The sequence below is a fragment of the Bacillus sp. GW823-FHT06B01 genome (assembly GCF_058952315.1).
Genome location: NZ_JBXAHR010000003.1, coordinates 378,807 through 403,553, shown reverse-complemented (window position 1 = coordinate 403,553; position 24,747 = coordinate 378,807). Strand labels below are relative to the sequence as shown.

General features: G+C 36.1%; 23 protein-coding genes. 12 read left to right on the top strand and 11 right to left on the bottom strand.

The genetic code is table 11. The annotated features are described in order from the left end of the window. Nucleotides 1-8: 8 nt before the first annotated feature. Nucleotides 9-6,671, bottom strand: coding sequence for a DNRLRE domain-containing protein (locus AC1Q8N_RS15205; protein ID WP_493521265.1), 6,663 nt, complete (start codon nt 6,669-6,671; stop codon nt 9-11). 285 nt (nt 6,672-6,956) lie between these two features. Then, nucleotides 6,957-7,811, bottom strand: a complete 855-nt coding sequence (locus AC1Q8N_RS15200; RefSeq protein ID WP_048545203.1) for a CvfB family protein — start codon at nt 7,809-7,811, stop codon at nt 6,957-6,959. A 239-nt stretch (nt 7,812-8,050) separates the two neighbouring features. Here AC1Q8N_RS15200 and AC1Q8N_RS15195 point away from each other — a divergent pair, with 239 nt between their 5' ends. Further along, complete coding sequence (locus AC1Q8N_RS15195) at nt 8,051-8,542, top strand: YajQ family cyclic di-GMP-binding protein (RefSeq protein WP_001040146.1); 492 nt, start codon at nt 8,051-8,053, stop codon at nt 8,540-8,542. Between the two features lie 529 nt (nt 8,543-9,071). On the opposite strand, the gene AC1Q8N_RS15190 is transcribed toward AC1Q8N_RS15195, so the two are convergent. The 3 genes from AC1Q8N_RS15190 to AC1Q8N_RS15180 all read right to left on the bottom strand — a co-directional run bounded on the left by AC1Q8N_RS15190 (nt 9,072) and on the right by AC1Q8N_RS15180 (nt 11,748). Continuing rightward, complete coding sequence (locus AC1Q8N_RS15190) at nt 9,072-9,959, bottom strand: helix-turn-helix domain-containing protein (protein WP_493521264.1); 888 nt, start codon at nt 9,957-9,959, stop codon at nt 9,072-9,074. 214 nt (nt 9,960-10,173) lie between these two features. Beyond that, nucleotides 10,174-10,401, bottom strand: coding sequence for a hypothetical protein (locus AC1Q8N_RS15185; RefSeq protein ID WP_048545209.1), 228 nt, complete (start codon nt 10,399-10,401; stop codon nt 10,174-10,176). Nucleotides 10,402-10,446: 45 nt separating this feature from the next. Continuing rightward, entirely contained in the window at nt 10,447-11,748 is a 1,302-nt protein-coding gene (locus tag AC1Q8N_RS15180; protein WP_048545211.1) for an alpha-amylase family glycosyl hydrolase, read from the bottom strand. Between the two features lie 212 nt (nt 11,749-11,960). On the opposite strand from AC1Q8N_RS15180, the gene AC1Q8N_RS15175 reads away from it, so the two are divergent. Further along, nucleotides 11,961-13,193, top strand: coding sequence for an ammonium transporter (locus tag AC1Q8N_RS15175; protein ID WP_048545213.1), 1,233 nt, complete (start codon nt 11,961-11,963; stop codon nt 13,191-13,193). 275 nt (nt 13,194-13,468) lie between these two features. On the opposite strand, the gene katB is transcribed toward AC1Q8N_RS15175, so the two are convergent. From katB to asnB, 3 genes are all read right to left on the bottom strand, one after another. Continuing rightward, a complete protein-coding gene (gene katB, locus AC1Q8N_RS15170) occupies nt 13,469-14,935 on the bottom strand; it encodes a catalase KatB (protein WP_048545215.1) in 1,467 nt (488 codons plus the stop codon). 54 nt (nt 14,936-14,989) lie between these two features. Beyond that, the gene (gene hemH, locus AC1Q8N_RS15165) at nt 14,990-15,949 is read right to left on the bottom strand and encodes a ferrochelatase (RefSeq protein ID WP_098077704.1); all 960 of its coding nucleotides are present in this window, start codon (nt 15,947-15,949) and stop codon (nt 14,990-14,992) included. A gap of 188 nt (nt 15,950-16,137) precedes the next feature. Next, nucleotides 16,138-17,985 carry an asparagine synthase (glutamine-hydrolyzing) gene (asnB, locus tag AC1Q8N_RS15160; RefSeq protein ID WP_098642667.1) on the bottom strand — a complete coding sequence of 616 codons (1,848 nt, stop codon included), beginning with the start codon at nt 17,983-17,985 and terminating at the stop codon, nt 16,138-16,140. 239 nt (nt 17,986-18,224) lie between these two features. Between asnB and AC1Q8N_RS15155 the strand changes: the two genes are divergently transcribed. Further along, on the top strand, nt 18,225-18,779 hold the full coding sequence (locus AC1Q8N_RS15155) for a DUF2777 domain-containing protein (RefSeq protein ID WP_098077698.1): 555 nt from the start codon (nt 18,225-18,227) through the stop codon (nt 18,777-18,779). 56 nt (nt 18,780-18,835) lie between these two features. On the opposite strand, the gene AC1Q8N_RS15150 is transcribed toward AC1Q8N_RS15155, so the two are convergent. Then, nucleotides 18,836-19,204, bottom strand: a complete 369-nt coding sequence (locus AC1Q8N_RS15150; protein ID WP_098049105.1) for a YisL family protein — start codon at nt 19,202-19,204, stop codon at nt 18,836-18,838. A gap of 150 nt (nt 19,205-19,354) precedes the next feature. Here AC1Q8N_RS15150 and rocD point away from each other — a divergent pair, with 150 nt between their 5' ends. Together rocD and AC1Q8N_RS15140 are read left to right on the top strand one after the other, a co-directional pair. Next, nucleotides 19,355-20,545, top strand: coding sequence for an ornithine aminotransferase (gene rocD / locus AC1Q8N_RS15145; RefSeq protein WP_000616656.1), 1,191 nt, complete (start codon nt 19,355-19,357; stop codon nt 20,543-20,545). A 104-nt stretch (nt 20,546-20,649) separates the two neighbouring features. Further along, nucleotides 20,650-20,934 carry a hypothetical protein gene (locus tag AC1Q8N_RS15140; protein WP_046958323.1) on the top strand — a complete coding sequence of 95 codons (285 nt, stop codon included), beginning with the start codon at nt 20,650-20,652 and terminating at the stop codon, nt 20,932-20,934. Between the two features lie 35 nt (nt 20,935-20,969). On the opposite strand, the gene AC1Q8N_RS15135 is transcribed toward AC1Q8N_RS15140, so the two are convergent. Then, the gene (locus AC1Q8N_RS15135) at nt 20,970-21,869 is read right to left on the bottom strand and encodes a fumarylacetoacetate hydrolase family protein (RefSeq protein WP_176519562.1); all 900 of its coding nucleotides are present in this window, start codon (nt 21,867-21,869) and stop codon (nt 20,970-20,972) included. Nucleotides 21,870-22,115: 246 nt separating this feature from the next. Here AC1Q8N_RS15135 and AC1Q8N_RS15130 point away from each other — a divergent pair, with 246 nt between their 5' ends. The 7 genes from AC1Q8N_RS15130 to gerPF all read left to right on the top strand — a co-directional run bounded on the left by AC1Q8N_RS15130 (nt 22,116) and on the right by gerPF (nt 24,375). Further along, nucleotides 22,116-22,295: an aspartyl-phosphate phosphatase Spo0E family protein gene (locus AC1Q8N_RS15130; protein WP_000462847.1), complete on the top strand. Its 180-nt coding sequence runs from the start codon at nt 22,116-22,118 to the stop codon at nt 22,293-22,295. A 93-nt stretch (nt 22,296-22,388) separates the two neighbouring features. Next, nucleotides 22,389-22,610, top strand: coding sequence for a spore germination protein GerPA (gene gerPA, locus AC1Q8N_RS15125; RefSeq protein ID WP_001111187.1), 222 nt, complete (start codon nt 22,389-22,391; stop codon nt 22,608-22,610). A 14-nt stretch (nt 22,611-22,624) separates the two neighbouring features. After that, nucleotides 22,625-22,831 carry a spore germination protein GerPB gene (gerPB, locus tag AC1Q8N_RS15120; protein ID WP_001012513.1) on the top strand — a complete coding sequence of 69 codons (207 nt, stop codon included), beginning with the start codon at nt 22,625-22,627 and terminating at the stop codon, nt 22,829-22,831. Nucleotides 22,832-22,899: 68 nt separating this feature from the next. After that, complete coding sequence (gene gerPC, locus AC1Q8N_RS15115; RefSeq protein WP_001070746.1) at nt 22,900-23,514, top strand: spore germination protein GerPC; 615 nt, start codon at nt 22,900-22,902, stop codon at nt 23,512-23,514. Nucleotides 23,515-23,520: 6 nt separating this feature from the next. Continuing rightward, nucleotides 23,521-23,715, top strand: coding sequence for a spore germination protein GerPD (gene gerPD / locus AC1Q8N_RS15110; RefSeq protein ID WP_001052804.1), 195 nt, complete (start codon nt 23,521-23,523; stop codon nt 23,713-23,715). Nucleotides 23,716-23,730: 15 nt separating this feature from the next. Next, nucleotides 23,731-24,117 (top strand): spore germination protein GerPE, encoded by a 387-nt coding sequence (locus tag AC1Q8N_RS15105; RefSeq protein WP_000902337.1) that lies wholly within the window; start codon nt 23,731-23,733, stop codon nt 24,115-24,117. Nucleotides 24,118-24,159: 42 nt separating this feature from the next. Then, entirely contained in the window at nt 24,160-24,375 is a 216-nt protein-coding gene (gene gerPF, locus AC1Q8N_RS15100; protein ID WP_001141566.1) for a spore germination protein GerPF, read from the top strand. A gap of 81 nt (nt 24,376-24,456) precedes the next feature. On the opposite strand, the gene AC1Q8N_RS15095 is transcribed toward gerPF, so the two are convergent. Continuing rightward, on the bottom strand, nt 24,457-24,744 hold the full coding sequence (locus AC1Q8N_RS15095) for an RNA polymerase alpha subunit C-terminal domain-containing protein (RefSeq protein ID WP_098077692.1): 288 nt from the start codon (nt 24,742-24,744) through the stop codon (nt 24,457-24,459). Nucleotides 24,745-24,747 lie beyond the last annotated feature (3 nt).

Here is a 24,747-nt window from a genome sequence, read left to right as displayed (position 1 = left end):
CCTCTTTATTAACGTCTTCCTACTGCATTCGAAATCCTCATAAGTTTCGCTTTCGTTGAATTTTTAAATGCTTTTTCCCTTTGTTTTTTCGCTCTTTTCATTCCATCTAGCCGAACCCCTGGATTCCTTTGGATATGTTTTCTAGGATTCTGCATGAATCGTTTTGCATTGCTTACACCTTGTTTCATTGCAGGTGTGAGACTTCTTTTTTGAAAAACTGCTCTTCCCAAACCTTTAAGAGGACTCATAAAGCCCAAAATCCTTCCTGCTCCACCAGAAATCACCCCTTTAACCGCTCCATATCCCGCTGCTTTAAGTCCTCCTTTCCATGTGTATCCCTTATTTCTATTTTTATATAGGTACATTCCAACTTCCCAACCAGCACCTATAGCAGCACTACCAACCCACCAAGCAACATGTCCATCAGGATCGACCATCATTACCGGATTATTATCCGCATACGTATATCCATTCTGTGTTACTGGATCATCCTCATCACCTGGATCTGGATCCACCGATAAGAACACACCATGATCTGGATTGTAGTAACGAGCGATCAAGTAATACATACCAATTTCTTTATCATACATGTATCCCGCATATCCGAATGGATTGTCCGCTGCGATTCCTTTTGCTTCACTCTTTAGGACGTTCCCCCATGCATCATATTCATAGCTTGCGACTATTTGTCCGTCCTTGTCGGTCATTGCTATTACGTCACCGCGCGGGTTGTAGTGGTAGTATACCGATTGACCTTGTATTTTCATTGCTAGGCGGACGCCGTCTTTATTGTAAACGTATTGACGGAGGACTTTTCCGTTCCCGTCTGTTTCGTATAGCGGGTTAATGCTGTCACCATCGTAGAAGTAACGGGTTACTTGTCCGTTTACGTTCTTTTCAATACGACGGTTTTCGTTGTCGTATTTATATGTTGCGAACGGTTTGGCTTCCCCTTTTTTCGTTACAGCAACAAGTTGGTCTGCTTCGTTCCATGTGTATGTGTATTTCCCATCAGATGTACGGTTACCATTTGCGTCATACGTTAACGATTCGTTTCCGAATTTTAGAAGTTGATTTCCTTCGTTAAATGTTGCGATTACTGATTTTGTTTCTTTTCCATTTTCTGTTACTTTCACACTCGTACGATTGCCAAATCCATCATACGTGTAGTCTCTAACTGTTCCATTTGGTGTAGATTCTTTTAATAATTGATTAATTGGATCATATACATAATTTGTTTCCGTTATTTTCCCATCAGGACTTTCATGTTTAATCTTCGTACGGTTTCCTGTTTTATCATACTCATATTTCTCTAATAGTAGCATTTGCTTTGGTGTTGCAATAGCTAAATCCGATAGTTTCCCTGTTTGATCATAATTATACGTTGCACTAGCATCATTCGGTGCGATATACGTACGTACGTGGCCGTTCTCATCATAATGGAAATTATAATGTGCCCACATTTCATCCCAAACAGATGTGTTTTGATCTAAAGCATTATATTCATATTTTATTTTACTGTTATACCCACCGTGTGTAATTGACTGTTCTTTTAACTTTTCTGTTTTGCTATTTGCTTTATCATGATATGCCCAATCAATTTTCCCACCTCGGCTATCCGTTATACTCGTGATCCGATCTGCTGTATCATATGTTTTGCTTTTTTCAACCCCATTTACGTGATCTTTCACTTTCGTTTCTTGCCCATTAGCATCGCGTTCGAATGTAAAGGCATCTTTTCCATTTCGCTTTTCACCCATAATGCGATCCGCTGTATCATAACCCCATTCAATCAGTGAGCCATTTGGCATTTTCGTTTTTGTCTTATTTGCATTTGCATCATATTCATATTCAATGCGACGATTTAACGCATCGATATACGTTGTAATTTTATTATCTACATCATACTCATATTTGTGTGTTTGTGTTTTCCCACCAAACATTATAGATTTTTCAGTTGTATTGCCATTATGATCATAATTATAACCAACAGAAGTTCCATTTTTTAATGTCACTTTTTTAAGTTGATTATCTTTATTGTAATCGAAAGATTTTGTATTCCCTCTCTCATCGGTTTCTGACTTTTTATTTCCGACTCCATCATAAGAAAAAGCTATTTTATTTCCTTCTTCATCATACGAAGCTGTTACATTTCCATCGTTGTCATATTCATTTTTGACAAGCACATTCCCTTCTAATAACCGAATATCATCAAACCATACTTTTCCTTTGTTTTCATTTCTAAATAACAAATAAGTATCGATATGTTTAATCGGCTTTGTCGCTGGAATGAATACCGCACTACGATTCCAATCATTCGTTCCATTCGGAAACATAGCTGTAAAATTGGCAGTACTACCATCTTGATACGTTACATCTGCTCGTACTGCATAATCTTTCGATAATTTTTCTCCTGCACTATTCTCTACTTTCTCGGATTTTGACATAGCAGTTAAAGTTAAGTTTTGTTCTTGTTTTTGATTTAGTACAACACGACTTTGGTAACTAATGTCCTTCTGATTATATTGTAAGTTTTCTAATACAATAGAAGAACCACCATGAAATCCTTCTGTTGCTATATCTTTTCGATTACAATTTTCCGGACAATTTCTAGTCCAATTCGGAACAGATCCAGTTTCCGAATACTCTTCAAAACTACTATTTACAATTGGATTAAAACTAGATGATACATCTCCTTTTTCAAGCTGCAACTTATCAAACCAAGCTGCTCCACTTACAGATTCTCTTTCATGTTCAATGACTAAATGTATTTTTGCTTTACTTGCCTTATCTGTCGTTTTAAACGTCAATTGACGATTCGACCATCCATTTTCTGATTTTAAATTATTTGAGCGATGGTCGAACCAATCCGTTCCACCAGTCGGATTTCCGTTTTCATCTAAGAACATGACATTAAAATAGGCATCTGCATTTTTCAGTGTAGTTTTCACCATACCCGTTAATGTATAGTTCGTATTAGGTTCTACTTCTACCTCCTGTGCTATTGCTGTATACCCCCAAGAACTAGCCCCAGTTATTTGCGCAGTTAGCTTCAATGAACCTGAGCCACCAAGCCCACCCGGTGCTCCTTCCACATCCTTTGTCATAGAGCCCTTACTATCTTTATTCACCATTGTCCAATTTTGTAATGTGTCCATTTCAAAGCTTGGATTTTTTAGAAGGTTTCCTCCTACACCAATATTTTTACTCGTTTGAATGACATTCCCAAATTTATCATACTGTTTTACTTCAGCTGTTTCGGAGACATGATTTGTTTCTGAAACAGCTGCATTTGCTTGTTGATACGCTATAGTAGTTTTCCGATCTTCTACATCTGTCGCTTTAATAACATCATTATTTTTATTATATTCAAACTTTTCAGTCCCTGTTGGATCTGTTACAGAAGTCACATTACCATTGTTATCATACGTGACTGTTTCCACTTGATTTTTAGGCGTTGTCGTTTTCTCCAAGTGATTCGCTTTATATTCATATGTTGTCGTTAACTTTAATTGCTCTGCATCTACAACTATTTTTGCTGGATTACCAGCTTGATTATAGCTATGCACCGTTTTACGAGCTTTAGCATCCGTCAACGTTACCTCTTTAGCTACATCGTTATAAGATAATACCGATTCCTTTCCTAGCGGGTCTGTTACCTTTACTAATTTATTATTTTCATACGTATATGTCGTTTTATATGGTTTTGTTTCCGTATGTTTCGGATCAAACGTATAACGTAGTTTTCCATTCTCATAGCCATAACGATACTTCTTTCCTTCTGGTGTCGTAGATCCTACTAACTGATCATTTTCGTATTCGAACGTTACAGTTCTATTTTCTGGCCCTATAAATTGAGAAACGAATTTCCCTGTATACGTAATAGTAATAGTACGTCCTGATGCATCTGTAATCTTAATCGGCCTTTGATTTGTATCATATTCATACTTCACAACATTTCCAAAGCTATCTTTCTCTTGTTGTACTTTTCCTTGCTTTGAAAATGTTATAACAGATTGATCTTTATCTTTTAATTCAAATCCATCAGCTATTTTCTTTACTTCTAAATGAATACCATTAGGTGCTTGATATTGATTATCACCTGTTTTAGTAAATAGTAATGTGGATTTGTCTCTCGTTGTATATAAAATATTTCCAGAAGATTCTTCTTTAATCACTTCTTCTAATGAACTATGCCAGCCTTTTCCGAATAAACCAGTTCCGGTATCTTGACTATTATACGTTCGATCAATAGATACACTCGGGCCTTTTCCAGACAGATTAAAATCCGTCTCATCCATAACAAAGTTTCCATTAATAGCAGTAACCTTTCCGCCAATTACATTCACTGCCGCCCAATAATCTTTCGTGCCAAGCCAAGAAACTTCATTCGAAAAAGTTGGTGTAAACTCTTGTGAAATTTCACTTTCTGCATGACCCGCTTTACTATACGCTGTTACCCGGAACCAATAGTTTTTGGAACCACCATATATACCACCAGAATTGCGGTAGACTGGAGATGGATCTAGCGAAAGCTCATTTCCTTTTTGGTCATGATGAAATTGATATTTCCCACTAGAAATTTCCGCTTCTGTCGGCCAAATATTTTGTCCTTGCGTTGTCCAAGTTGTTGTATTACCAACATCAAACGCTTCATAGTCTTTCCCGTTATAAATCCATACTTTATAACCACTTGCCTCTGGTACAGGATCCCACTTTACTGATACATATCCTGTATTACTACCCGGCCCATTTGTATAAGCTGATCCAGATGGCCTCTTTACTTGCTCTAGCGGAACATAGGAAACTGTTTCATCAGACAGCGGACTATCACCGTATGGATATTCCGCTACAATTCGAATCCAGTACCCACGAGCTGAACTATAATCCCCATATGGGCTACCTGCCAAATAAGCATTTTTGTACATTGGGCCAGGGCTTACGGAAAAATCCGTCCCCTTTCCATCTTTATGAAACTCAAATTTCCCTGCATTTATTTCATCTTGTGTAGGGAAGATTTTCTTATCTTTCGTACTCCAACTTGTTACATTTCCGACAGGAATATATTCATAGTCATATCCATTAAAAATGGCAACTTTATATCCTTTTGCACCTTGAACTGCGTCCCATTGTATATTGAAATGCCCTGATTCACTTCCAGTTCCATTCGAATACGCTTGTACCCTCGGTTTATTCAATTTTTCATATGAATAATTAACCGCTAAATATGGCGCATTCGAACCATTTTGAGCTGCGACAAATTTCTTCCAATGCGTCTGTCCATTTCCGTTAGCATGTAATTTGAATCCATAATTCGGTCTCGTTCCATCTACCCACGCTTTTACTGTATTTGTTACATTAAATTGCGCCCACTTCCCCCGACCTACATTTGTTTGAGCAATATTATTTGATCCTGGCTTATTACTCCAATTAATATTAGAAACATTCCAATTTCCCGTTACTTCATCAAGCCATACACCATTTGGGCTATCCCCGTAATAATGCCATATAGCATACGTATGAAATGTTGCACTTTGAATTGTTGCGCCTTTTAAATTAGAAATATCAGGTTTAATAAAAGCATCATTTGTGCCTGTTCCTGCATTAAAATAACCGACTTTTAACGTATATGCCTTTTGTCCTTCATCCCATAAACTACCGCCTGAATAATTAATATTAGGATCAGCATTTGATGCATATGCATTTTCAAATCCCCTTACCGTAACCGAGGGATCTATAAAAACAGGATACTTACGTTCGGCTGATTCTAACCATTTTGGATCTGCAGTAACTGTTAAATTGTATTTCTTCCCCCCAGCAGGAGTTATCTCATATTTCACATCTTGAGATGTAACAGCTTCTCCGGATTCCTGATTAATATTTGAGTCAGCCATATAAGGCTTTGGTAGTACAAATACATTCTCCTTTTTTTCATTTTGAAAAATAATAGAACCATCTTCTTTTAAACTCGGCTGTAAATCTGTCTGTAATTCGAATGAAAAAATGTGATGCCCTGTATATTGATGAAGAACGAAGTCTTCCTTTACATTTTCATTAAATGTTGTACTTTTTAAATCAATACTTGGAAAAATCCCTTTATACCATACTGTATTCTCTTCATGCGACGCTGTAACAGCTGTCGGTTTTAATTCACCCTTCTCACCACGTGCGCCTGTCAATTCATACTGAATCGTATGTCCATCCACTTCGAATTGAACATACTTTCCATCCTTTACTACTTTCTCAAACTTCGGCTTTAATGCTGTATTTTCTGTTACGATTTTTTTATCTGGTGATTCTACTAAATTAGTAGAAACCTCTTCTAATTTCCCATTCTTTTCTGCATGAATTGGTTCCGTATATATTTTTTTAGTAAACGTACCATCTTGATTATCAAAAACCTTTTCTGTCTCCGTCCGTTCTTCTACAACTTCAGTCGGCTTAGCTTTTGCATTCGCATTTTTTTGTTTTATCTGATCTGGATGTGGAGCTGGTAATTCCTTCTCGTCTTTCTGTTCTACTTGTGGACTCGGTTCTGAATTTGGCGACGGTGTAAACGGCGGTACCGTTTCCGCCAGTCCATTCATCGGTATAGAAGTAACAATTAATGCAACTACCATAAGCTGTATGAAGTACCTATACCACTTTTTCTTAACTTGCTTCTTTTCCATACATTCACCCCTAATTCGCATCGGTTTTATTCTTACAATTAACAATTTAAAGAATTTTCCGAGGGGCTTCAACATAAAAACGACAATATTGTGACATTTTTTCTAAAAATGTATATTTTCCGACAATTTACCATTTTATATTCCTTTTTCCTTATAAATACAGTAAAATATTTGTAGATTAAACGTTTTATTACACCTTATTTACTTTTTATCTACTTTATAATAAAAAAGAACTATCTCTTCTCTTAAAAATTTAGAGAAAAAATAGTTCTTTTTTCATTCACTTTATTTCTTAAAGTAAGTCCAACCTTCTTCTTGGTAAACCTTTTCTTCTTTCATCAACTTACCAAGTGCGCGCTTAAATGCAGCTTTACTCATGTTAAAGCGTTCTTTAATATCTTCTGGATGGCTCTTATCCCAAAACGGCATTGCTCCGCCTCGTTCTTCCATATATGCATAAATTACAGTAGCATCATCTTCCATTCCTTCTTCTTTACGAGGAAGAAGTGAAATGTTAATTGTACCGTCATCTTTCACATCAATAATACGGCCCGTTACACGTTCACCGATGCGGACTTGTTCTTTTCTTTCAGTATGGTGTAAGAAAGCACGGAAATGCTCATCAGTTAGTATGAATGAACCAACTTGAAGTGAACGATACACACGTCCATTTACGTTTTTATTACGCATAGATGGCGTCGCATCTACGATAATTTCTTGCATATCACTGTCTCTTGCGGGAAGAGCGATAAGGCGATCACGATTCGTTAATTTTAACGTACAATATAATTCGTCTCCAACCTCTGGCCATACTGGCATATAAATCGGGAACTCATCAGCTGGGATTAGTATATCTTTTGATACACCAATATTAACAAACACACCTAAACTAGGAATAACTTCTACAACCTTTACCCAGTTCCAATCAAAAGTTGTAATAAGCGGCTCCTTCATTGTTGCTGAAATACGATTTTGGTGATCAAGGTATAAGAATACATCAATCGTATCGCCTTCTGCAATTTCTCCAACTAATTCGTTTTTATGTAAGAAGATTTCTTCTTCTTCATTCCCAACCATATAGCCGATTTCCGTTTCGCGTAAAACAGTTACCTGTTCAATCGATCCTAATTGTAAATACATATTTTTTAATTCCCTTCTATATATATAAAATTAACTTTTTTATATTTTTTATCATTCCAAACAAAAGTTAATTATAACACGATTTTTCCTTTATTTGTCCAACTGCCCAAAATTCAATATAATAAAATGAGGTTACATAAATATAAGTATGAAAACACTTAAGTCTAGGCTCGTTTTCAGCTATACTTTAGTATGTACAGTACATAAAAAGATTAGAAATTTATTTGGAGGTGCTAACTATGGCAAAAGATAGTTCTTTTGACATCGTTTCGAAAGTAGAATTACCTGAAGTAACAAACGCAATTAACATCGCATTAAAGGAAATCCAAAACCGATATGACTTTAAAGGAAGTAAAAGTGATATTAAATTAGAAAAAGAAGTACTTGTTTTAACTTCTGACGATGAGTTCAAATTAGACCAAGTAAAAGACGTTCTAATTTCTAAACTTGTAAAACGTAACGTTCCAATTAAAAACTTGGATTACGGAAAAGTTGAAGCTGCGACTGGTAACACTGTTCGCCAACGCGCAACACTTCAACAAGGTATCGATAAAGATAACGCGAAAAAAATTAACAACATCATTAAAGAAATGAAATTAAAAGTAAAAACACAAGTACAAGATGACCAAGTACGTGTTACAGCGAAAAGCCGTGATGACTTACAAGCAGTTATCGCAGCCGTTCGCAGCGCTGATTTACCGATTGACGTACAATTTATTAACTACCGCTAAAAAGAAAAACATCCTCTGTGCAGAGGGTGTTTTTCTTTTTAGCTTGTAGAGAAAATATTACAAAGTCTAAGCTTACGAGCAATCAGATTTTTAGAATGGGTATTTAATTATTATGCATAAACGAAGAAGGTCCTTTTAATAATCGGCGCAAAAACCTCTCTCCCCACTCAAATGTAACAAATTATGAGTATAAGAATATTTTCCACCCTTTCATGTAATGTAAAATTAGTAAGGAATTTATTTTATGAACAAATGTTAATTAAAAAAGAGTTAGAAGTGGTTATTTGAAGAAATTAATACTATGTTTTTTATTAACTACATTCTGTCTATATATTGCAGGGTGTTCTAATAATATAACTACACCCGGGGATACACCTAAAACTTCAACACCTGCGAAGTGTAAATACATCAACAAAGCTTGGTATAAGAAACCTATAAAATGTAATAATTGATGATATAAGTTATAAAAAAGACACCATAAGGTGCCTTTTTTATAGAAATTAATAAGATATTCATCAGAAATTATGAGTCATTTTTTATTTTGTTTTTCAAAATATTTTTCTTTAACTATTTTGATCAGATTTTCTTTTTCTGTTAGTTCAAAGATAAATAATGCTTTTTTCATGTTATCAGCTACATCTTCTTCATTATATTGTTTCAGCTTTAGTAAATTCCAAGATTTCCCATAATATAATTCACCTAATAAATATAACGTGTTTAGATTAATAGCTAATTTGATACCCATATCATTGTATTTTATTGCCTCTTCATGTTGATTTGCATGACCTAAAATTTTGGCTAAATTAAAAATGATTTTTAATTTAATCTCTTTATCTCTAGGAAAATCTAACTTATTAAAATTAGTTAAACATCTTCTTAATATATTAATACTCTTTTCATACTCTTTATTTTCCCCATAAAATATAGCCATTGACTGCATAATATCTATTTCTCTTTCTGATAAAAAATCACCATTCGTTACAGTTAGTTTTAATGCACTATTTAAAAGATTTAAAGCAGTTTTTATTGATGTATTTACATGAAATATAGCAATTGCTTCATGCCATATTAGAAATTGTTTATCTTCTTTTAACTGGAAATTACTTTCGTTTTTCTCTTGTTTCACTATTTCGTAAAGTTCATTATATTGTTTTTGCTTTATACAGTCTCTCATTACATATTTTACATTTTCTACATACTTTAGTTTTTTGTTTTGAGTTAGTGCGAAAATATTATTTGGATCAATACCAAGTCTTTCAGATAACTGATATAACAATATACTAGATGGATAAATTATACCTTTTTCTATTTTGCTAATTTGACTTTGTGAACATATTCCATGACACAATTCAGATTGTGATATATTCTTTTTCATTCTAAGTTCTTTAATAGTAATACCCAAATCGTAAAATTCCATTTTTCCTCCTCAAATATAACCCTCAATGAGTATCAGAATATTTTTTCACCCTTTAATGTAATGTAAAATTAGTATAGTTGCAATTATTGTTTGTTCTAACGATCTGTTCACTTCTTTGCTCAGCTGCATTTCGAGGAGAGAGTCTTACTTCACAAAAAAACAGACTAGGGAGAAAGTTTTCTCCTTAGCCTGTCCCACCGAGATTTCGCATTTATTAAGAGCAACACCATATTGCTTTATCAAATGATTTTTTAGGTATGTATACTTTATCATTTTCGATTTTGTATTTTATATCGTTTCTCTTCAGAACTGCCGTATCAACAGAATGAATACTATCGCCCCACCGAACAAATTCCCCATCATCACGCTTTTCCCAAAAATAAAAACTTACGAATACGATAAAAACACATAAGCATAGAACGAACCACTTCTTTTTCCGCAAATACCTCACCACCTTAAACTGAAGAACTACTAAAAAAAACGCTACTCATTTCCGTCTCTTTTTAACCGCAATTAAAAAAGCAATAAACAATACGTTCACACCGACGATTAAAGAGATAAATAGCCAATTCACACCTGTTTCCCCGTTAACTTTATATACATTTGATTCTTCACGCTTTAAAACAAGATAAAACTTTCCGTTTTCTTCTCTTATAATTTCATCTTCTAACAATCCTCGTAACTCTTGTTTTTCGCCAATTGCACTTACAGGTAAAGCAACTTTTTGTGTTTCTTTCGTATTATTAATCGCTACTAATGTTACTTCATCTTTATACTTTCGTTTCAGTACACTCATTCCATCTTTATCGTATAAAAGCTCAAACGTTCCATGGCGTAAAGATGGTCTCGCTTGTCTAAGCTCACCGAGTTTCGTTATGTGCTGCACAAATTTTTCATCTGATTTGAAATCCATTAATCGTCTATTATCCGGGGTATCCCCTCCATCTAATGCAATTTCAGTCCCGTAATAAAAATTCGGAATACCTGGTGATGTTAATAAATAGGTAAGGGCTAGTTTCAAACGAGATGGTGGATAATTCATATTCTCTTTTGCAATACGGGCAAACCTTTTTGTATCTTGATTATCTAAAAATGTAAAGGATTCCCCTTCTTTTTTACTCACATCATATAAAGGTTTCACCGATACATCCACTTTAGAAAACGATTCTACTATTTTTTCGTTATATCCACTATCTTCCTTTGTCATAATACGAAAATCTTTCTTTATCACTTGCATATCTTTTTGCACGTCATCCCAGAAAGAACGCGACTTTTTTTCACCATGTATCACATAACTTCCATCTAAATCGACTTCTTTGATCCACCATTTCATCGCGTCGATAACTTGTTGTTCGTTTTCTCCAAGCGGAAATTGTAATATAACTTTCATCCCTTTTGCATGCGCTTCTTGTACAAGTTCTTTCACATCATTTTCTGTTCCGAAATGTTCATTTACCTTTTGAAAATTTTGCACATCTAACCCATCGTACTTTCTACTTTCAAAAAACGGTGAAAGCATAACAGTCGTAAAACCCATTTCTTTTATGTAATCCAGTCTTTTTATAATCCCTCTTATATCTCCACCCTGATATCCTTCTAAATTGCCAACTTCTAACTGTTTGTCATTTTTCGGTTCTCCATTATTGAAGCGATCAATCATAATGGAATATACGACTTCGTCTCGCCACTCTCTTTTTTCATCTGCAAACGTATGTATTGGCACAAACAAAACGACAGCTAAACAAAAACAAATAAATAGTTTCCTAGTCCGTATTTTCCTCACACGCATCCCCCATGTTTTTTAATTGTAAGAATATTATACCAATTTTCAGAACGAATCACATACGTTGATTTCATTCCCTCAAAATATTTCATGTTAGATTTTCTAACATGAAATATAAAGTTTTCTGAATTTTTAGTTGATTTTTCATTTCATTTCGAATATGATATAAAACATAACAAACCGATGTTATTTTTCCTAACATCATAGGAGGAGAGAGAATGAATACAGAAGATACGGTTTTTATGTTTGTAACGACAGTAATGGTCATGTTAATGACACCAGGATTGGCACTTTTTTATGGGGGCATGGTTCGCAGTAAAAACGTACTCAGTACGACAATGCATAGTTATAGTGCAATGGCTATCGTTTCGATTCAGTGGATTGTGATCGGCTATTCTTTATCATTCGGACCAGATTGGCACGGACTTATCGGTACACTCGATTGGTTCGGTTTAAACGGAGTTACCTACGCACCAAATCCAGACTACTCATCTACTATTCCTCACAATTTATTTATGATGTTCCAACTCATGTTCGCCATTTTAACTCCCGCTTTAATTTCAGGTGCATTCGCCGAAAGAATGCGATTTTCTGCTTTCCTTATTTTCATCCTTCTATGGACAACAATCGTTTACAATCCTGTCGCTCATTGGGTATGGGGCGTTGGCGGATGGCTAAGAGAACTCGGCGCATTAGACTTCGCTGGTGGTAACGTCGTTCATATTACATCTGGGGTCGCCGGCCTTGTATTAGCTATTTTCCTCGGAAAACGAAAAAACATAAACGGTACTTCTCCTCACCATTTACCATTTACAATGTTAGGCGCAGGCTTACTATGGTTCGGCTGGTTCGGTTTTAACGTCGGAAGTGCATTATCTTTAAACGACGTAGCTTTAACCGCATTTATTAATACAAATATAGCAGCAGCTGCATCCGCATTAACTTGGATGCTTTCAGAATGGTTCTTCCAATCAAAACCGACTGCGATGGGAGCTGCTTGCGGTGTAGTTTCCGGTTTAGTCGCTATTACACCAGCTTGCGGGTTCGTTACACCTTTCTCCGCTCTTCTTATCGGAGCAATTGGCGGCGTATTATGCTTCGGAGCAGTCTTTTTCTTAAAAACAAAATTCGGATACGACGATACACTCGATGCATTCGGATGCCACGGTATCGGCGGGACTTGGGGCGGTATTGCAACAGGACTCTTTGCAACTACTACTGTAAATGCTGATGGCGCTAACGGATTATTTTACGGAAACGCTGCTTTACTGTTTAAACAACTGGTAGCAATCGGCGCAACATATGCATTCACGATCATCATGACGTACGCCATTATTAAAGCGATTAACTTCTTCCTCCCTGTTCGGGTAGATGAACACGAAGAACATATGGGACTTGATATTTCGATGCACGGGGAGAAAGCTTATGAGTATACTGAGCGGGTGAACTAAAAAAGAGATGCAATCTATTGGTAATAGATTGCATCTCTTTTTATTGTAGTTATTGGCGTTGCATACCCCAGCTGGTATTACGGCGGATATATCAGCGATTATTCGGATATATCGACGATTTTTAAACTATATCGGCGATTATTTCAATATATCGACGTTTCGACACGATATATCGATTTACCAATAAATTTCGACATGACAAAACTGCAAAATACTCCGGCGTAACTTTACATACATACAAAAAAGACGACCGTTTAACAGTCGTCTTTTCCTACTTATTTCGGAGCATTTCCTACATATTGCGTAATATCAACATTTAAAGCTTGCGCTAAACGCATTCCGTAATCGTGATCTGCACGGAAGAAGTTACAAATAGCTAGTAATTTCGTGCGCTCATTTACGTCTTTTAAGTCATTTGTTAAGTTTGCAATTAAATTGTCTTGCTCTTCTTTAGAGAATGAACGGTAACGCTCACCTGCTTGTTTAAAATCATTTGGTTTGTCAATTTTTTCACGAGATACGTAGCCTTCTACTTTCATAGTTGAATCGCGGTAAGTTGGGTCTTCAACTGGATTTTCCGCATGACGGCTCGGTTCGTAGTTAATTGTAGATGGGTTTTGATTGATTTGCATCGCACCATCGCGTTGTTGGTTGTGAACAGCTGCGTACGGGCAGTTTACAGGAATTTGTAAGTAGTTTGCACCAAGACGGTAACGCTGTGTATCTGGATAAGAGAATAAACGACCTTGTAATAATTTATCTTCAGATGGTTCAATACCATTTACAGTTGCACTTGGAGAGAACGCCACTTGCTCTACTTCCGCAAAGAAATTTTTCGGATTACGATTTAACGTCATCGTCCCCACTTCAATTAATGGGAAGCGATCTTCCGGCCATACTTTCGTCGGATCTAATGGATCGAAATCTAAAGAATCCGTTTCATCTAGTTGCATCACTTGTACGTGTAAATCCCACTTCGGATAATTTCCTTTTTCGATTGCATCAAACAAGTCACGAGTTGCATGGTTGAAGTCTTTTCCTTGTACTTCTTGCACTTCTTTTGCACTTAAGTTACGTACACTTTGCTGTGGTTTCCAGTGATATTTAATGTAGACGATTTTACCTTCTGCATTAATCCATTTAAATGAGTGAACACCGAAACCTTCCATTTCACGATAACTTGCCGGTGTACCGTAATCAGAAAATACCCACGTCATCATATGTGTAGATTCCGGGCTTAACGTCATGAAATCCCAATAACGATCTGGCGTTTGAACATTTGTATCAGGTGCTGGTTTTAAAGAATGCACCATATCAGGGAATTTAATTGCATCACGAATGAAGAAGACGGGTAAATGGTTACCTACGATATCGTAATTTCCTTCTTCTGTATAAAATTTAACAGCGAACCCACGTGGGTCACGAGCTGTTTCCGGAGAACCTTGACCATGAATAACCGTTGAGAAACGAACAAATACAGGCGTTTCAGTTCCTTCATTTTGTAAAAATGCTGCCTTCGTATATTGCTTCATGCTGTTTTTCGTTACGAATACGCCGTGAGCACCTGCACCACGCGCATGCACAACACGCTCTGGAATACGTTCACGATCAAAGTGAGCTAGTTTTTCTACTAAATGATAGTCTTCTAATAATACCGGTCCACGGCGACCAGCTGTACGAGAATTTTGGTTATCTCCAACCGGAGCACCTTGGTTTGTTGTTAAGCGATTATTTGGATTCATCTAGGGGATCCTCCTCTTTCTTAATAATCATTATTTGTTTAAAATTATTATAAACTAATTATTATTTAAAATTAGATTCTTGTCAACTATTTCCTTCATTTTTTTGGAAACAATTTCAGCTAAGCAATCAATAAATACAGATTGTGAATTTGGCATATTCGGTCTAAAGTATGCCACGTTTAATTCATCAGTTACAACTTTACATTCGTAATCATTGTCATATAAAACTTCTAAATGCTCTGCTACAAACCCAACCGGACAGTATACGAAAGATTCATAGCCATGCTTTTCAAATAAATCTCTCGTTAAATCTTGCACATCCGGACCAATCCATGGATCAGACGTATTTCCAGCACTTTGCCAACCCGTTGTATAGTTTTGAATATTGGCAGCCTCTGCAATTAAATCTGCTGTATGCTGCAATTGCTCCACATAAGGGTCTCCGGCTGCAATAATTTTCTCTGGTAAACTATGTGCTGAAAAAATCACGACAGCTTTCTCTTTATCTTCAATCTTTGTAAATGTTTCTTTTAGTTGCTCTGTCCAATACGAAATAAATTTCGGTTCATCGTACCATTGTTCAATCGGTTCAATAATAGGCCCACCAATTTCTTCCGAAAGACGAATAGCACGGTCATTATATGCTTTAATGCTAAATGTAGAATAATGCGGTGCTAATACGATACTAATCGCCTGCTCAATTCCATCTTTCTTCATCTCTTCTACTGCATCTTCTATAAATGGAGCTATATGTTTTAATCCTAAGTAACAAGTAAATTCATACTCTGTAAATATTTTATTCATTGAATCTGTTAATTTATGCGCTTGCTCTTTCGTAATTTTTGCAAGTGGTGAAATTCCGCCAATCGCTTTATAGCGTCTGATTAAGTCTTGGAGTGCTTCTTCTGAAGGTTTATGCCCGTGGCGAATATGTGTATAGTACGCTTCTACATCATCTAATGATTCTGGCGTTCCATACGCCATTACGAGTAAACCTATCTTTTTCTTTGTCATCTATATCACACCTCAATTTTATAAATGAGAATCTTTTTCAAGAACGTTTGTTTCCAATTATAACAACTAATAATAAGTATGTCAAAATAATTATTCTAAATAAGTATTATTTATAATATGATTTTAAATTTTATTTGATAATTTATTTAATAAAAAAGCGACTTACTTTTATGTAAGCCGCTTTTCTTCTATTCTTTAATATTTACCCCATACTCTTTAAACCAAACATGGATTTGCGCTAAATGAGCTAAAAGCTGCGGACCAGTCATTAATTGACCGAACCAAGGGGATTGAAATGCACTGCCGCCTGACTCAATTAATCCGCTAAGCTGTTCTTTATCAAATAGTTCGTGTAAAATTGAGCCTTTATCCGTTAATAAATCTTGTAGCCATACTGTTACTGCTTTTGTATAGTGCGGATTATGTGTTTTCGGATAGGGGCTCTTCTTTCTATATAAGATGTCATTTGGAAGTAATCCTTCTAACGCTTTACGCAATAGACCTTTTTCGCGGTTTTTATACATTTTCATTTCCCAAGGAATATTCCACGCATATTCGACAAGTCGGTGATCCGCAAATGGAACGCGTACTTCTAAGCTTGCGCCCATACTCATACGGTCTTTTCTGTCTAATAATGTTGTCATAAACCATACCATGTTTAAATAAAATAATTGTCTTCTTTTTGCTTCTAGCGGGCTTTCTCCCTCTAAAACAGGAACTTCTTGAATGGATTCTTCATAACGCTGCTGTACATATTGTTGTAAATTTAATTTATTTCTCCATTCTTTCTTTAGCAGTTGTTCACGTGCTTCTGTAGAGCGCATCCAAGGAAATGCACTCGATTGCAAATCATCTTCTCTATAAAACCACGGATAACCACCAAATATTTCGTCTGCACATTCCCCAGATAAACCGACGACAAAATCTTGTTTAATTTCACGGCAAAACCATAATAATGACGAATCGATATCTGCCATACCAGGCAAATCACGAACGATTACTGCTTCTGTTAAATACTGTGCTAATTGTTCATTTGAAATGACGCAGCGATGATGGATTGTTTGAAACGTCTCAGTCATCAAATGAATAAATGGTGCATCTGAATTCGGCTGGAACGCATTCGCTTTAAAGTATTTATCATTATCTTCGTAATCAACAGAATATGTGTGTAATTGCCCTTTTCCTGACCTTGCGTATTCTTTCGCAGCAATCGCTGTAATGGCGCTCGAATCTACACCACCTGATAGAAAAGTACATAGTGGTACATCAGAAACGAGCTGCCTTGTAATCGCATCTTGTAATAAAAAGCGTGTTTTCTCTACTGTTTCTTCAAAGGAGTCTTCATGTTTTTTGCTTTCTACATTCCAATATCTCCATATACATAAACCATTCTTTGAAAATGTCATCGCATGACCTGGACGTAATTCTTTTATACCAGCATAAATACCATGACCAGGTGTTCTAGACGGCCCAAGACCGAATATTTCGGATAACCCTTCTAACGTTACTTCCGCCTTCACATCTGGATGCGCTAATATCGCTTTTAACTCTGAACCAAATAGTAATCGCCCACTATCATATTTATAAAATAGCGGTTTTACACCTAGTCGATCTCGCGCAATAAATACTTGTTCTTTCTGTTCATCCCATACAGCAAACGCATATATACCGTTTAAATGATCGACACATTCTTCTTTCCATTCAATATACGACGCTAATAGCACCTCCGTATCAGAATGACCTTTGAACGTATATCCTCTTCTTAATAATTCCTTTCGAATATCTTCTGTATTATACAATTCACCGTTATAGCAAATTGCATAATTCGTTTCATCTTTTAAACAAGTCATCGGTTGTTTACCACCCTCAGGATCAACAACGATTAACCGTTTATGCCCAAATGCGACATTGCCTTTAATCCAAACTTTATTATCATCCGGGCCACGCTTTGCTAACGTCTCAGCCATCTTCGTAACGACGTCCCGTTCTCCTTCTAATGAGCGTTTATAATCCACCCATCCTGTAATCCCGCACATACGAATCATCCTTCCATCTTATTTCTTTTCCTAAACAAGCAGTAATCCACACCTTAGAGGTGCGGATCAAAAAAATGACAAACTTGACGATAATCTACTATCCACATACGGAATAGCAGTTTCACTCAGTAAAACGTGTTTTATTGTATGCCCACCTATGTCTAGGTGTGTCTAGTTATAAAGAATGCACGAACTGTCTATAACAGAAATAACTACTTTTTATAAAGGAGAAATCGTGTATGATACAACGTAACCATATTTTATATAACCAGCCTCGCGCTCATACAGTCGGTAATGTAGAATATATAAACAATGAATGGGTATTTTTTGATGATGAAAATGATGAAGCATTTTTATTAGAAGATATTGCCGAAGATGGCTTTGAGATTTTATATAACAACAACTGGCTACCAGCTCGTTTCTATGAACAAGACGTATTACAAATCGCCAACGAACAGCACCATTTACAAAACGGAGAAATGATACGAATTCGAAAAAAATTACTTCTTAGCTATACGGAATGGCTTGAGGAATTACCTGACTCTGTCTTTACATTATTAACCGAATCATTGCAATCCCTTCATTACTCTTTATATGATTGCATGTATTGTCATAATTATTTATCTTTCTTACCGAAAGAGGAAGCATGCGGAGGAGTAAATATTCTTTTGTTTGATAACGAAGATATGATTTGTACATTGCAGCACCATTTTGTTCGTCACGCTACGTCAAATAAAAACATGTTTCGTTTTACGAAAGTAAACGGAGAAGAGTTGCATATCGATGCAACATAAAGTAAAAAAAACCACCTTATCTCCCAAGTCTTTGAGATTATAAGGTGGTTTTATTTTTATTTGAATACGTACCAGCCAAGTGGTAATTTTAGTCCTAAGTATAATACTGCTACTAGCGCAACAATAAATAAGCCCCAAACCGCCCCTGTTGGTTTGTTTTTGCTCATTTTTACAAGAACCATTTCCATTCCACCGATAACTAAAATACCGGCTAACATTTTCATGCCGTACCACATGTGCATGCTACCTGTTGCTGTCTTCACAATACTCATGTACAACATGAATCCTGTCACAATAATGAAGATATACATTAGGCGAAGCCCCATATGTACACCTTTACCTTTTCTTCCTGCTGAATAAAGTGAATACGCAACGAAGAATAAAATTAAACCTAACGCCCATGCTGTAATATGCATATGTACCATCGTATCCCCTACCTCCTCTTTTCACACTTTTTCACTCTATATGATAACATGTTCATTTATTTTCAGGAAATGTTTCGCTTTTTTACATTTAAATGATATAATATTTAGAGTATTTACAAACTTCTTGTAATAACAAAAGGGGGAACAATCATGATTCAAACTAAGGATATTATCGAACTTACAGACACATACGGAGCAAATAACTATCACCCACTTCCGATCGTTATCTCTAAAGCAGAAGGCGTTTGGGTAGAAGATCCTGAAGGAAATCGCTATATGGACTTATTAAGTGCATATTCTGCAGTAAACCAAGGTCATCGTCACCCAAAAATTATTAACGCTTTAATTGACCAAGCTAATCGTGTTACGTTAACTTCTCGTGCTTTCCATAGCGATCAATTAGGTCCTTGGTACGAAAAAGTTGCGAAACTAACTAATAAAGAAATGGTACTTCCAATGAATACAGGTGCAGAAGCTGTTGAAACTGCAATTAAAACAGCTCGCCGCTGGGCTTATGATGTGAAGAAAGTAGAAGCAAACCGTGCTGAAATCATCGTTTGTGAAGATAACTTCCACGGCCGTACAATGGGTGCTGTTTCTATGTCTTCAAACGAAGAGTACAAGCGTGGATTCGGTCCAATGCTTCCTGGCATCGTTGTAATTCCTTACGGTGATTTAGAAGCGTTAAAAGCTGCTATTACACCAAACACAGCTGCATTCATTTTAGAGCCTATCCAAGGTGAGGCAGGAATTAACATCCCACCAGCTGGTTTCTTAAAAGAAGCTCTTGAAGTATGTAAAAAAGAAAACGTTTTATTTGTAGCAGATGAAATCCAAACAGGTTTAGGCCGTACTGGTAAAGTATTTGCTTGTGATTGGGACAATGTAACTCCTGACATGTACATACTTGGTAAAGCACTTGGCGGCGGCGTATTCCCAATCTCTTGCGTAGCAGCAAACCGTGACATTTTAGGCGTATTCGAGCCAGGTTCTCACGGTTCTACATTCGGTGGTAACCCACTTGCATGTGCTGTTTCTATCGCGGCTCTTGAAGTGTTAGAAGAAGAAAAATTAACAGAGCGTTCTCTTCAATTAGGCGAAAAATTAGTTGGGCAATTAAAAGAAATTGATAACCCAATGATTACTGACATTCGTGGTAAAGGCTTATTCATCGGTATCGAATTAAACGAGCCAGCTCGTCCTTACTGCGAACAATTAAAAGCAGCTGGTCTATTATGTAAAGAAACACACGAAAATGTAATTCGTATCGCACCACCGCTAGTAATCTCTGAAGAAGATTTAGAGTGGGCGTTCCAAAAAATTAAAGCGGTATTATCATAATAATAAAGAGGTTGTCCTACATGTTGGGACAACCTCTTTATTTTTTTAGTAGTTTACTGTAAAATCAGATTGAATATTCAGTTTATTTTACAGGGGGTAATTGTATGCTTTTGAAATACGGCAAACATATTAACTATTTAGCTACTATTCTCATTTCCATTACATTCATCGGATTCCTATTATCTATAACGTTACTCAGGTACTACTCAACACCTCATACATTCATGCTACTTAAAATCTCATTTTGGGCTGCTGTTTTCCTTACAGCTATCGGTTTTGGCCGCGAAAGAAGTTCTCTTGCCGTTATGCTAATCGGGATTTGTACGTTAATACTCATCGGATTATATATTTTTGCTATTTTAGATTTTTTCAATAACCCATGGCCATAAAAAAGAGCTATCTATTAATAAGATAGCCCTTTTCTTCATTTCACTACATTTCGCAAAGTACCAATTCCTTTTACTGTAATGACCACTTCATCACCCGCATGCAAAAACTTCGGTGGTGTGAAACCTTTTCCGACACCAGCCGGCGTTCCTGTTGCGATAATATCGCCTGGCTCTAACGTCATTCCTTTACTTATCGTTGAAATGATTTCTTCTATTGAAAAAATCATTTTATTTGTATTTGAAGTTTGTCTTACTTCCCCATTTACTATTGTTTCAATGTGTAACGCATTTGGCGTTTCAACCATTGATTTATGAATTAGATACGGTCCCATCGGACAAAATGTATCGAAACTTTTTCCAAGAAAAAATTGTTTATGTTTCCTTTGAATGTCGCGAGCAGTTATATCATTTATAATGGTGTAACCAAAAACATGCTCAAGCGCTTTTTCTTTTTTTATTTGTTTCCCTCGCTTACCAATGATGATAGCTAGTTCTCCTTCATAGTCTAGTTCATTCGTTGCGTGGGGATGACTATTAATTTTTTCATTCATTCCAATAACTGTCGTTGGCGCTTTCGTAAAGATCATTATATTTTCTGGAATTGACTCTACTCCGCCCATTTCTATCGCATGCTCACGATAGTTCTTTCCAACGCAAAGAATATTCTTCCTTGGCCTTGGAATTGGTGCTAATATTTTCACCTCAGTTAACGGATAATACGCCGCCCCTTCATTTTCCTTTGCCCAATTTACAATATCACATATTTTTTCAAAGCATTCGGTTCCTCTTTCAATACACTCTAACATTGTAATCGGAATCGTAACCTTTTCCCCTTTTTGTCTTTGCGCTTCTCTTACATGCAATACCTTTTCTTCCTCTTCATCCACAATACCTACAAATACCTTTTCATCTTTTTTCGCCGTTACCAAACGCAATATTTCCACTCTCCATCCTAAAACTCATGACCTTTAATTGTATTCGCATCCGTTAGAAAAAAACCTTCTCATGCACGCTAATTTTTACAATATTCTTCTCATATTCTATTCGTTACTCCTTTATATTTGGCATAAAATGTAGAAATTTTACTTTTTTTAGCGAAGGTGTTTCTTTTTTATTGGTTTTTTGTATAATATGTACTACATATATACTAAAAATTTCATTTAGAGATGGAGCCGATTTCAATGTTTGAGCAAGCGATTGAAAAAAAACGTGAAAAAATGATTTATTTTGCTGAACGCTACGGAATGACTTCTCAAAAAACAGTGGATTGTAGCCAAGAACTGGACAGGCTCTTAAATGTAATTTGGCATGTACATACGGATTTTCACCCTAATCAAACACTCAATACACACACGCAATAACGTGTGTGTTTCTTTTATAAAAAAAAACACATTTTATTGAAAACGCCCATACAATAGTAGAAAAGAAAATTTTAAAAACGAAAGGTGTTTTGTATGCCAGCTATGGTCGGACATATTCGTATCGTCAATATTGGATCAAGTGGTATTTTTCATATTGGAGATGTATTTGCGATTAGGCCTATTAGTTATTCACGCGCTTTTGCTGGGGCCGGCTCTTTTAATGTCGGAGATAACGTTTCTGTCTACAATTATCAAAGCGCAACGACTGTCAATGATTCAGATGTAATTGATCAAGCGATAATTGGCTCAACTTAGAGGAGGCGATTGCATTGAATTTTTATGTAAACCAAAGCATCATCATTAATAGCATTAGAATTGATAGCATTACAACCTCTTCTGTATTCCAAATTGGTACTGCAGGAAGTATTAAAGCTCTATCGAAATTCTCAAATAGCGGTGGATTTACAGAGCCTCTTCGCCCATTGCAGGCGAAAGGACAAATTATTTCTATCAAACCATCAACTAGTTCTTCTTAAGACATCCTTGTCATAAATATATAGCAGGAATATTTTTCCCCTCCCTACTGAAAAGGAGGTTTCACAAAATGAATCAAGATATATATACTTACTTACACCAACTTCAACAAGCTCTTCAAGCACAACAAGCAACCATCCTTAACCTAGAAGATCAAGTTCGCCAACTCCAAGAAGAGCTTAACGAATTAAAAAATCGCCCCTCCTCTTCTGTAGGAAAAGTGGAATACAAATTCGATCAATTAAAAGTAGAAAATTTAAATGGCACTTTAAATATCGGTTTAAATCCGTTTTCAGCAAAAGGACAGCAAATTGAAGATTTCCAAGTGGATACAGAAACATTAAAAGTAAATCCTGAAACAGATACAAACCCAGATTTTTACCAAGGCATCCTTCAAGAAATGCATCGTTACTTAGATGAAGAAGCCTATAATCGAATTCTCCATTTTGAACAAGAAGAGAGAACGCCGCTCGATGAAATGTATCGACAAATGATGGTTGATGACATAAAAAAACAGATGGAGCATAGACTTCCTTATTATTTATCACAAACGCAATCCTATGAAGGGATTTCAACAGATCCAGATTATTTACGGGATATCATTATTCAAGCAATGAAGCATGATATCGACAAAGCTTTCCTCTCTTTTATTCAACACATACCGGGCAATTTCCGAAAGGAGTAAGTATGTATGAATCTTAACGTTGTAAATCGCGAATTAAAAGTAGGCCAAATTAAAATGAACGGTGTATCGTCGTCCGCACTCTTTTTAATTGGGGATGCAAATTTCCTCATACTATCTTCTATTCTTGATACACCATTTGAAACTGTTACAGAGGGTCCATTTGTACCATTAGTCACAGATGTCCCTCCTACTCCAGGTTAAGGAGACTGAGAAACTATGTTACATCATGTGTCTGTTGTCCAAAATGTTTCTATTATTTCTTTAGGGATTAGTGCCGTATTTCAAGTTGGAGATGCCAATCAAATGGAATTAAAAAGTAGAGCTCTTGCCGTCCATAGGGAAATTCCTTGTTATATAAAAGACGAAGGCCGCTTAGACGCATTTGAAATCTTTACAGATGAACACATCACAATCCCAAAACGAACGACAGATGTAAAATTAAACATTGTAAATGAATGCCCTTTTATTGAAGTAAACAATGTTGAATTGCGAACACTTTTAAATTCTGGTTGCTTTCAAATTGGAAATGTTGATTATGTTTTTAATAACTCTCGTATTATGCAAATCCGCCAATATATTACGGATGAACCTTCCGCACAATAATTCATATAGTAATTAAAAAGCTTAGTAAAGTAGGTGGATAGTATGCCTTCTGTTGTTGGAAATCTCGTCGTTCAAAACAGTAATGGTTCGTTCAATTTAGGGGATTTTTATAACGTGTCTCCGAAAGAAAATACGAAAGCTTATAATGGTTCCGGAGCTTCCAATGTTGGATTTGTCGTGAATACGTTTAACGGTGTTAGCGCAACAAATACGTTTGATTCTGATGTGGCTGATCAAGATCAAATTGGAACAGCGTAAAAAAAAGTAGGAGAATATCTCCTACTTTTTTCTTTTACCTCATTCAATATTATCAAAAACTCCACTGTTTACTGTTTCATTTTATTTAAATGATAACCCCTTCTCCTCCAAAGCATTTCTAAGCTTCGGCAAGGATGCTGGACCCATACCATGTAGTTTTAAAATCTCTTTTTCACTATACTTTGAGAGTTCTTCTATCGTGTGAATTCCATGGTGCTCTAACGCATTTCGTGCTGGTGATGAAAGAAGTGAAAGAAATCCTGTTTTTGGTTTCTTTTCTTTCTCACAGGTTGGGCAAGTTGGACAATCGCTACTTTTATAATATTCATGTCCCTGTTCACAAGTTCTTAACGTTTTTTCCATTGCCATTTT

Coding starts and splice junctions, on each gene's coding strand:
- AC1Q8N_RS15205 (WP_493521265.1), bottom strand. CDS start 6,671: ATGGAAAAGAAGCAAGTTAAGAAAAAGTGGTATAGGTACTTCATACAG.
- AC1Q8N_RS15200 (WP_048545203.1), bottom strand. CDS start 7,811: ATGTATTTACAATTAGGATCGATTGAACAGGTAACTGTTTTACGCGAA.
- AC1Q8N_RS15195 (WP_001040146.1), top strand. CDS start 8,051: ATGGCAAAAGATAGTTCTTTTGACATCGTTTCGAAAGTAGAATTACCT.
- AC1Q8N_RS15190 (WP_493521264.1), bottom strand. CDS start 9,959: ATGGAATTTTACGATTTGGGTATTACTATTAAAGAACTTAGAATGAAA.
- AC1Q8N_RS15180 (WP_048545211.1), bottom strand. CDS start 11,748: ATGCGTGTGAGGAAAATACGGACTAGGAAACTATTTATTTGTTTTTGT.
- AC1Q8N_RS15175 (WP_048545213.1), top strand. CDS start 11,961: ATGAATACAGAAGATACGGTTTTTATGTTTGTAACGACAGTAATGGTC.
- katB (WP_048545215.1), bottom strand. CDS start 14,935: ATGAATCCAAATAATCGCTTAACAACAAACCAAGGTGCTCCGGTTGGA.
- hemH (WP_098077704.1), bottom strand. CDS start 15,949: ATGACAAAGAAAAAGATAGGTTTACTCGTAATGGCGTATGGAACGCCA.
- asnB (WP_098642667.1), bottom strand. CDS start 17,985: ATGTGCGGGATTACAGGATGGGTGGATTATAAACGCTCATTAGAAGGA.
- AC1Q8N_RS15155 (WP_098077698.1), top strand. CDS start 18,225: ATGATACAACGTAACCATATTTTATATAACCAGCCTCGCGCTCATACA.
- AC1Q8N_RS15150 (WP_098049105.1), bottom strand. CDS start 19,204: ATGGTACATATGCATATTACAGCATGGGCGTTAGGTTTAATTTTATTC.
- rocD (WP_000616656.1), top strand. CDS start 19,355: ATGATTCAAACTAAGGATATTATCGAACTTACAGACACATACGGAGCA.
- AC1Q8N_RS15140 (WP_046958323.1), top strand. CDS start 20,650: ATGCTTTTGAAATACGGCAAACATATTAACTATTTAGCTACTATTCTC.
- AC1Q8N_RS15130 (WP_000462847.1), top strand. CDS start 22,116: ATGTTTGAGCAAGCGATTGAAAAAAAACGTGAAAAAATGATTTATTTT.
- gerPA (WP_001111187.1), top strand. CDS start 22,389: ATGCCAGCTATGGTCGGACATATTCGTATCGTCAATATTGGATCAAGT.
- gerPC (WP_001070746.1), top strand. CDS start 22,900: ATGAATCAAGATATATATACTTACTTACACCAACTTCAACAAGCTCTT.
- gerPD (WP_001052804.1), top strand. CDS start 23,521: ATGAATCTTAACGTTGTAAATCGCGAATTAAAAGTAGGCCAAATTAAA.
- AC1Q8N_RS15105 (WP_000902337.1), top strand. CDS start 23,731: ATGTTACATCATGTGTCTGTTGTCCAAAATGTTTCTATTATTTCTTTA.
- gerPF (WP_001141566.1), top strand. CDS start 24,160: ATGCCTTCTGTTGTTGGAAATCTCGTCGTTCAAAACAGTAATGGTTCG.
- AC1Q8N_RS15095 (WP_098077692.1), bottom strand. CDS start 24,744: ATGGCAATGGAAAAAACGTTAAGAACTTGTGAACAGGGACATGAATAT.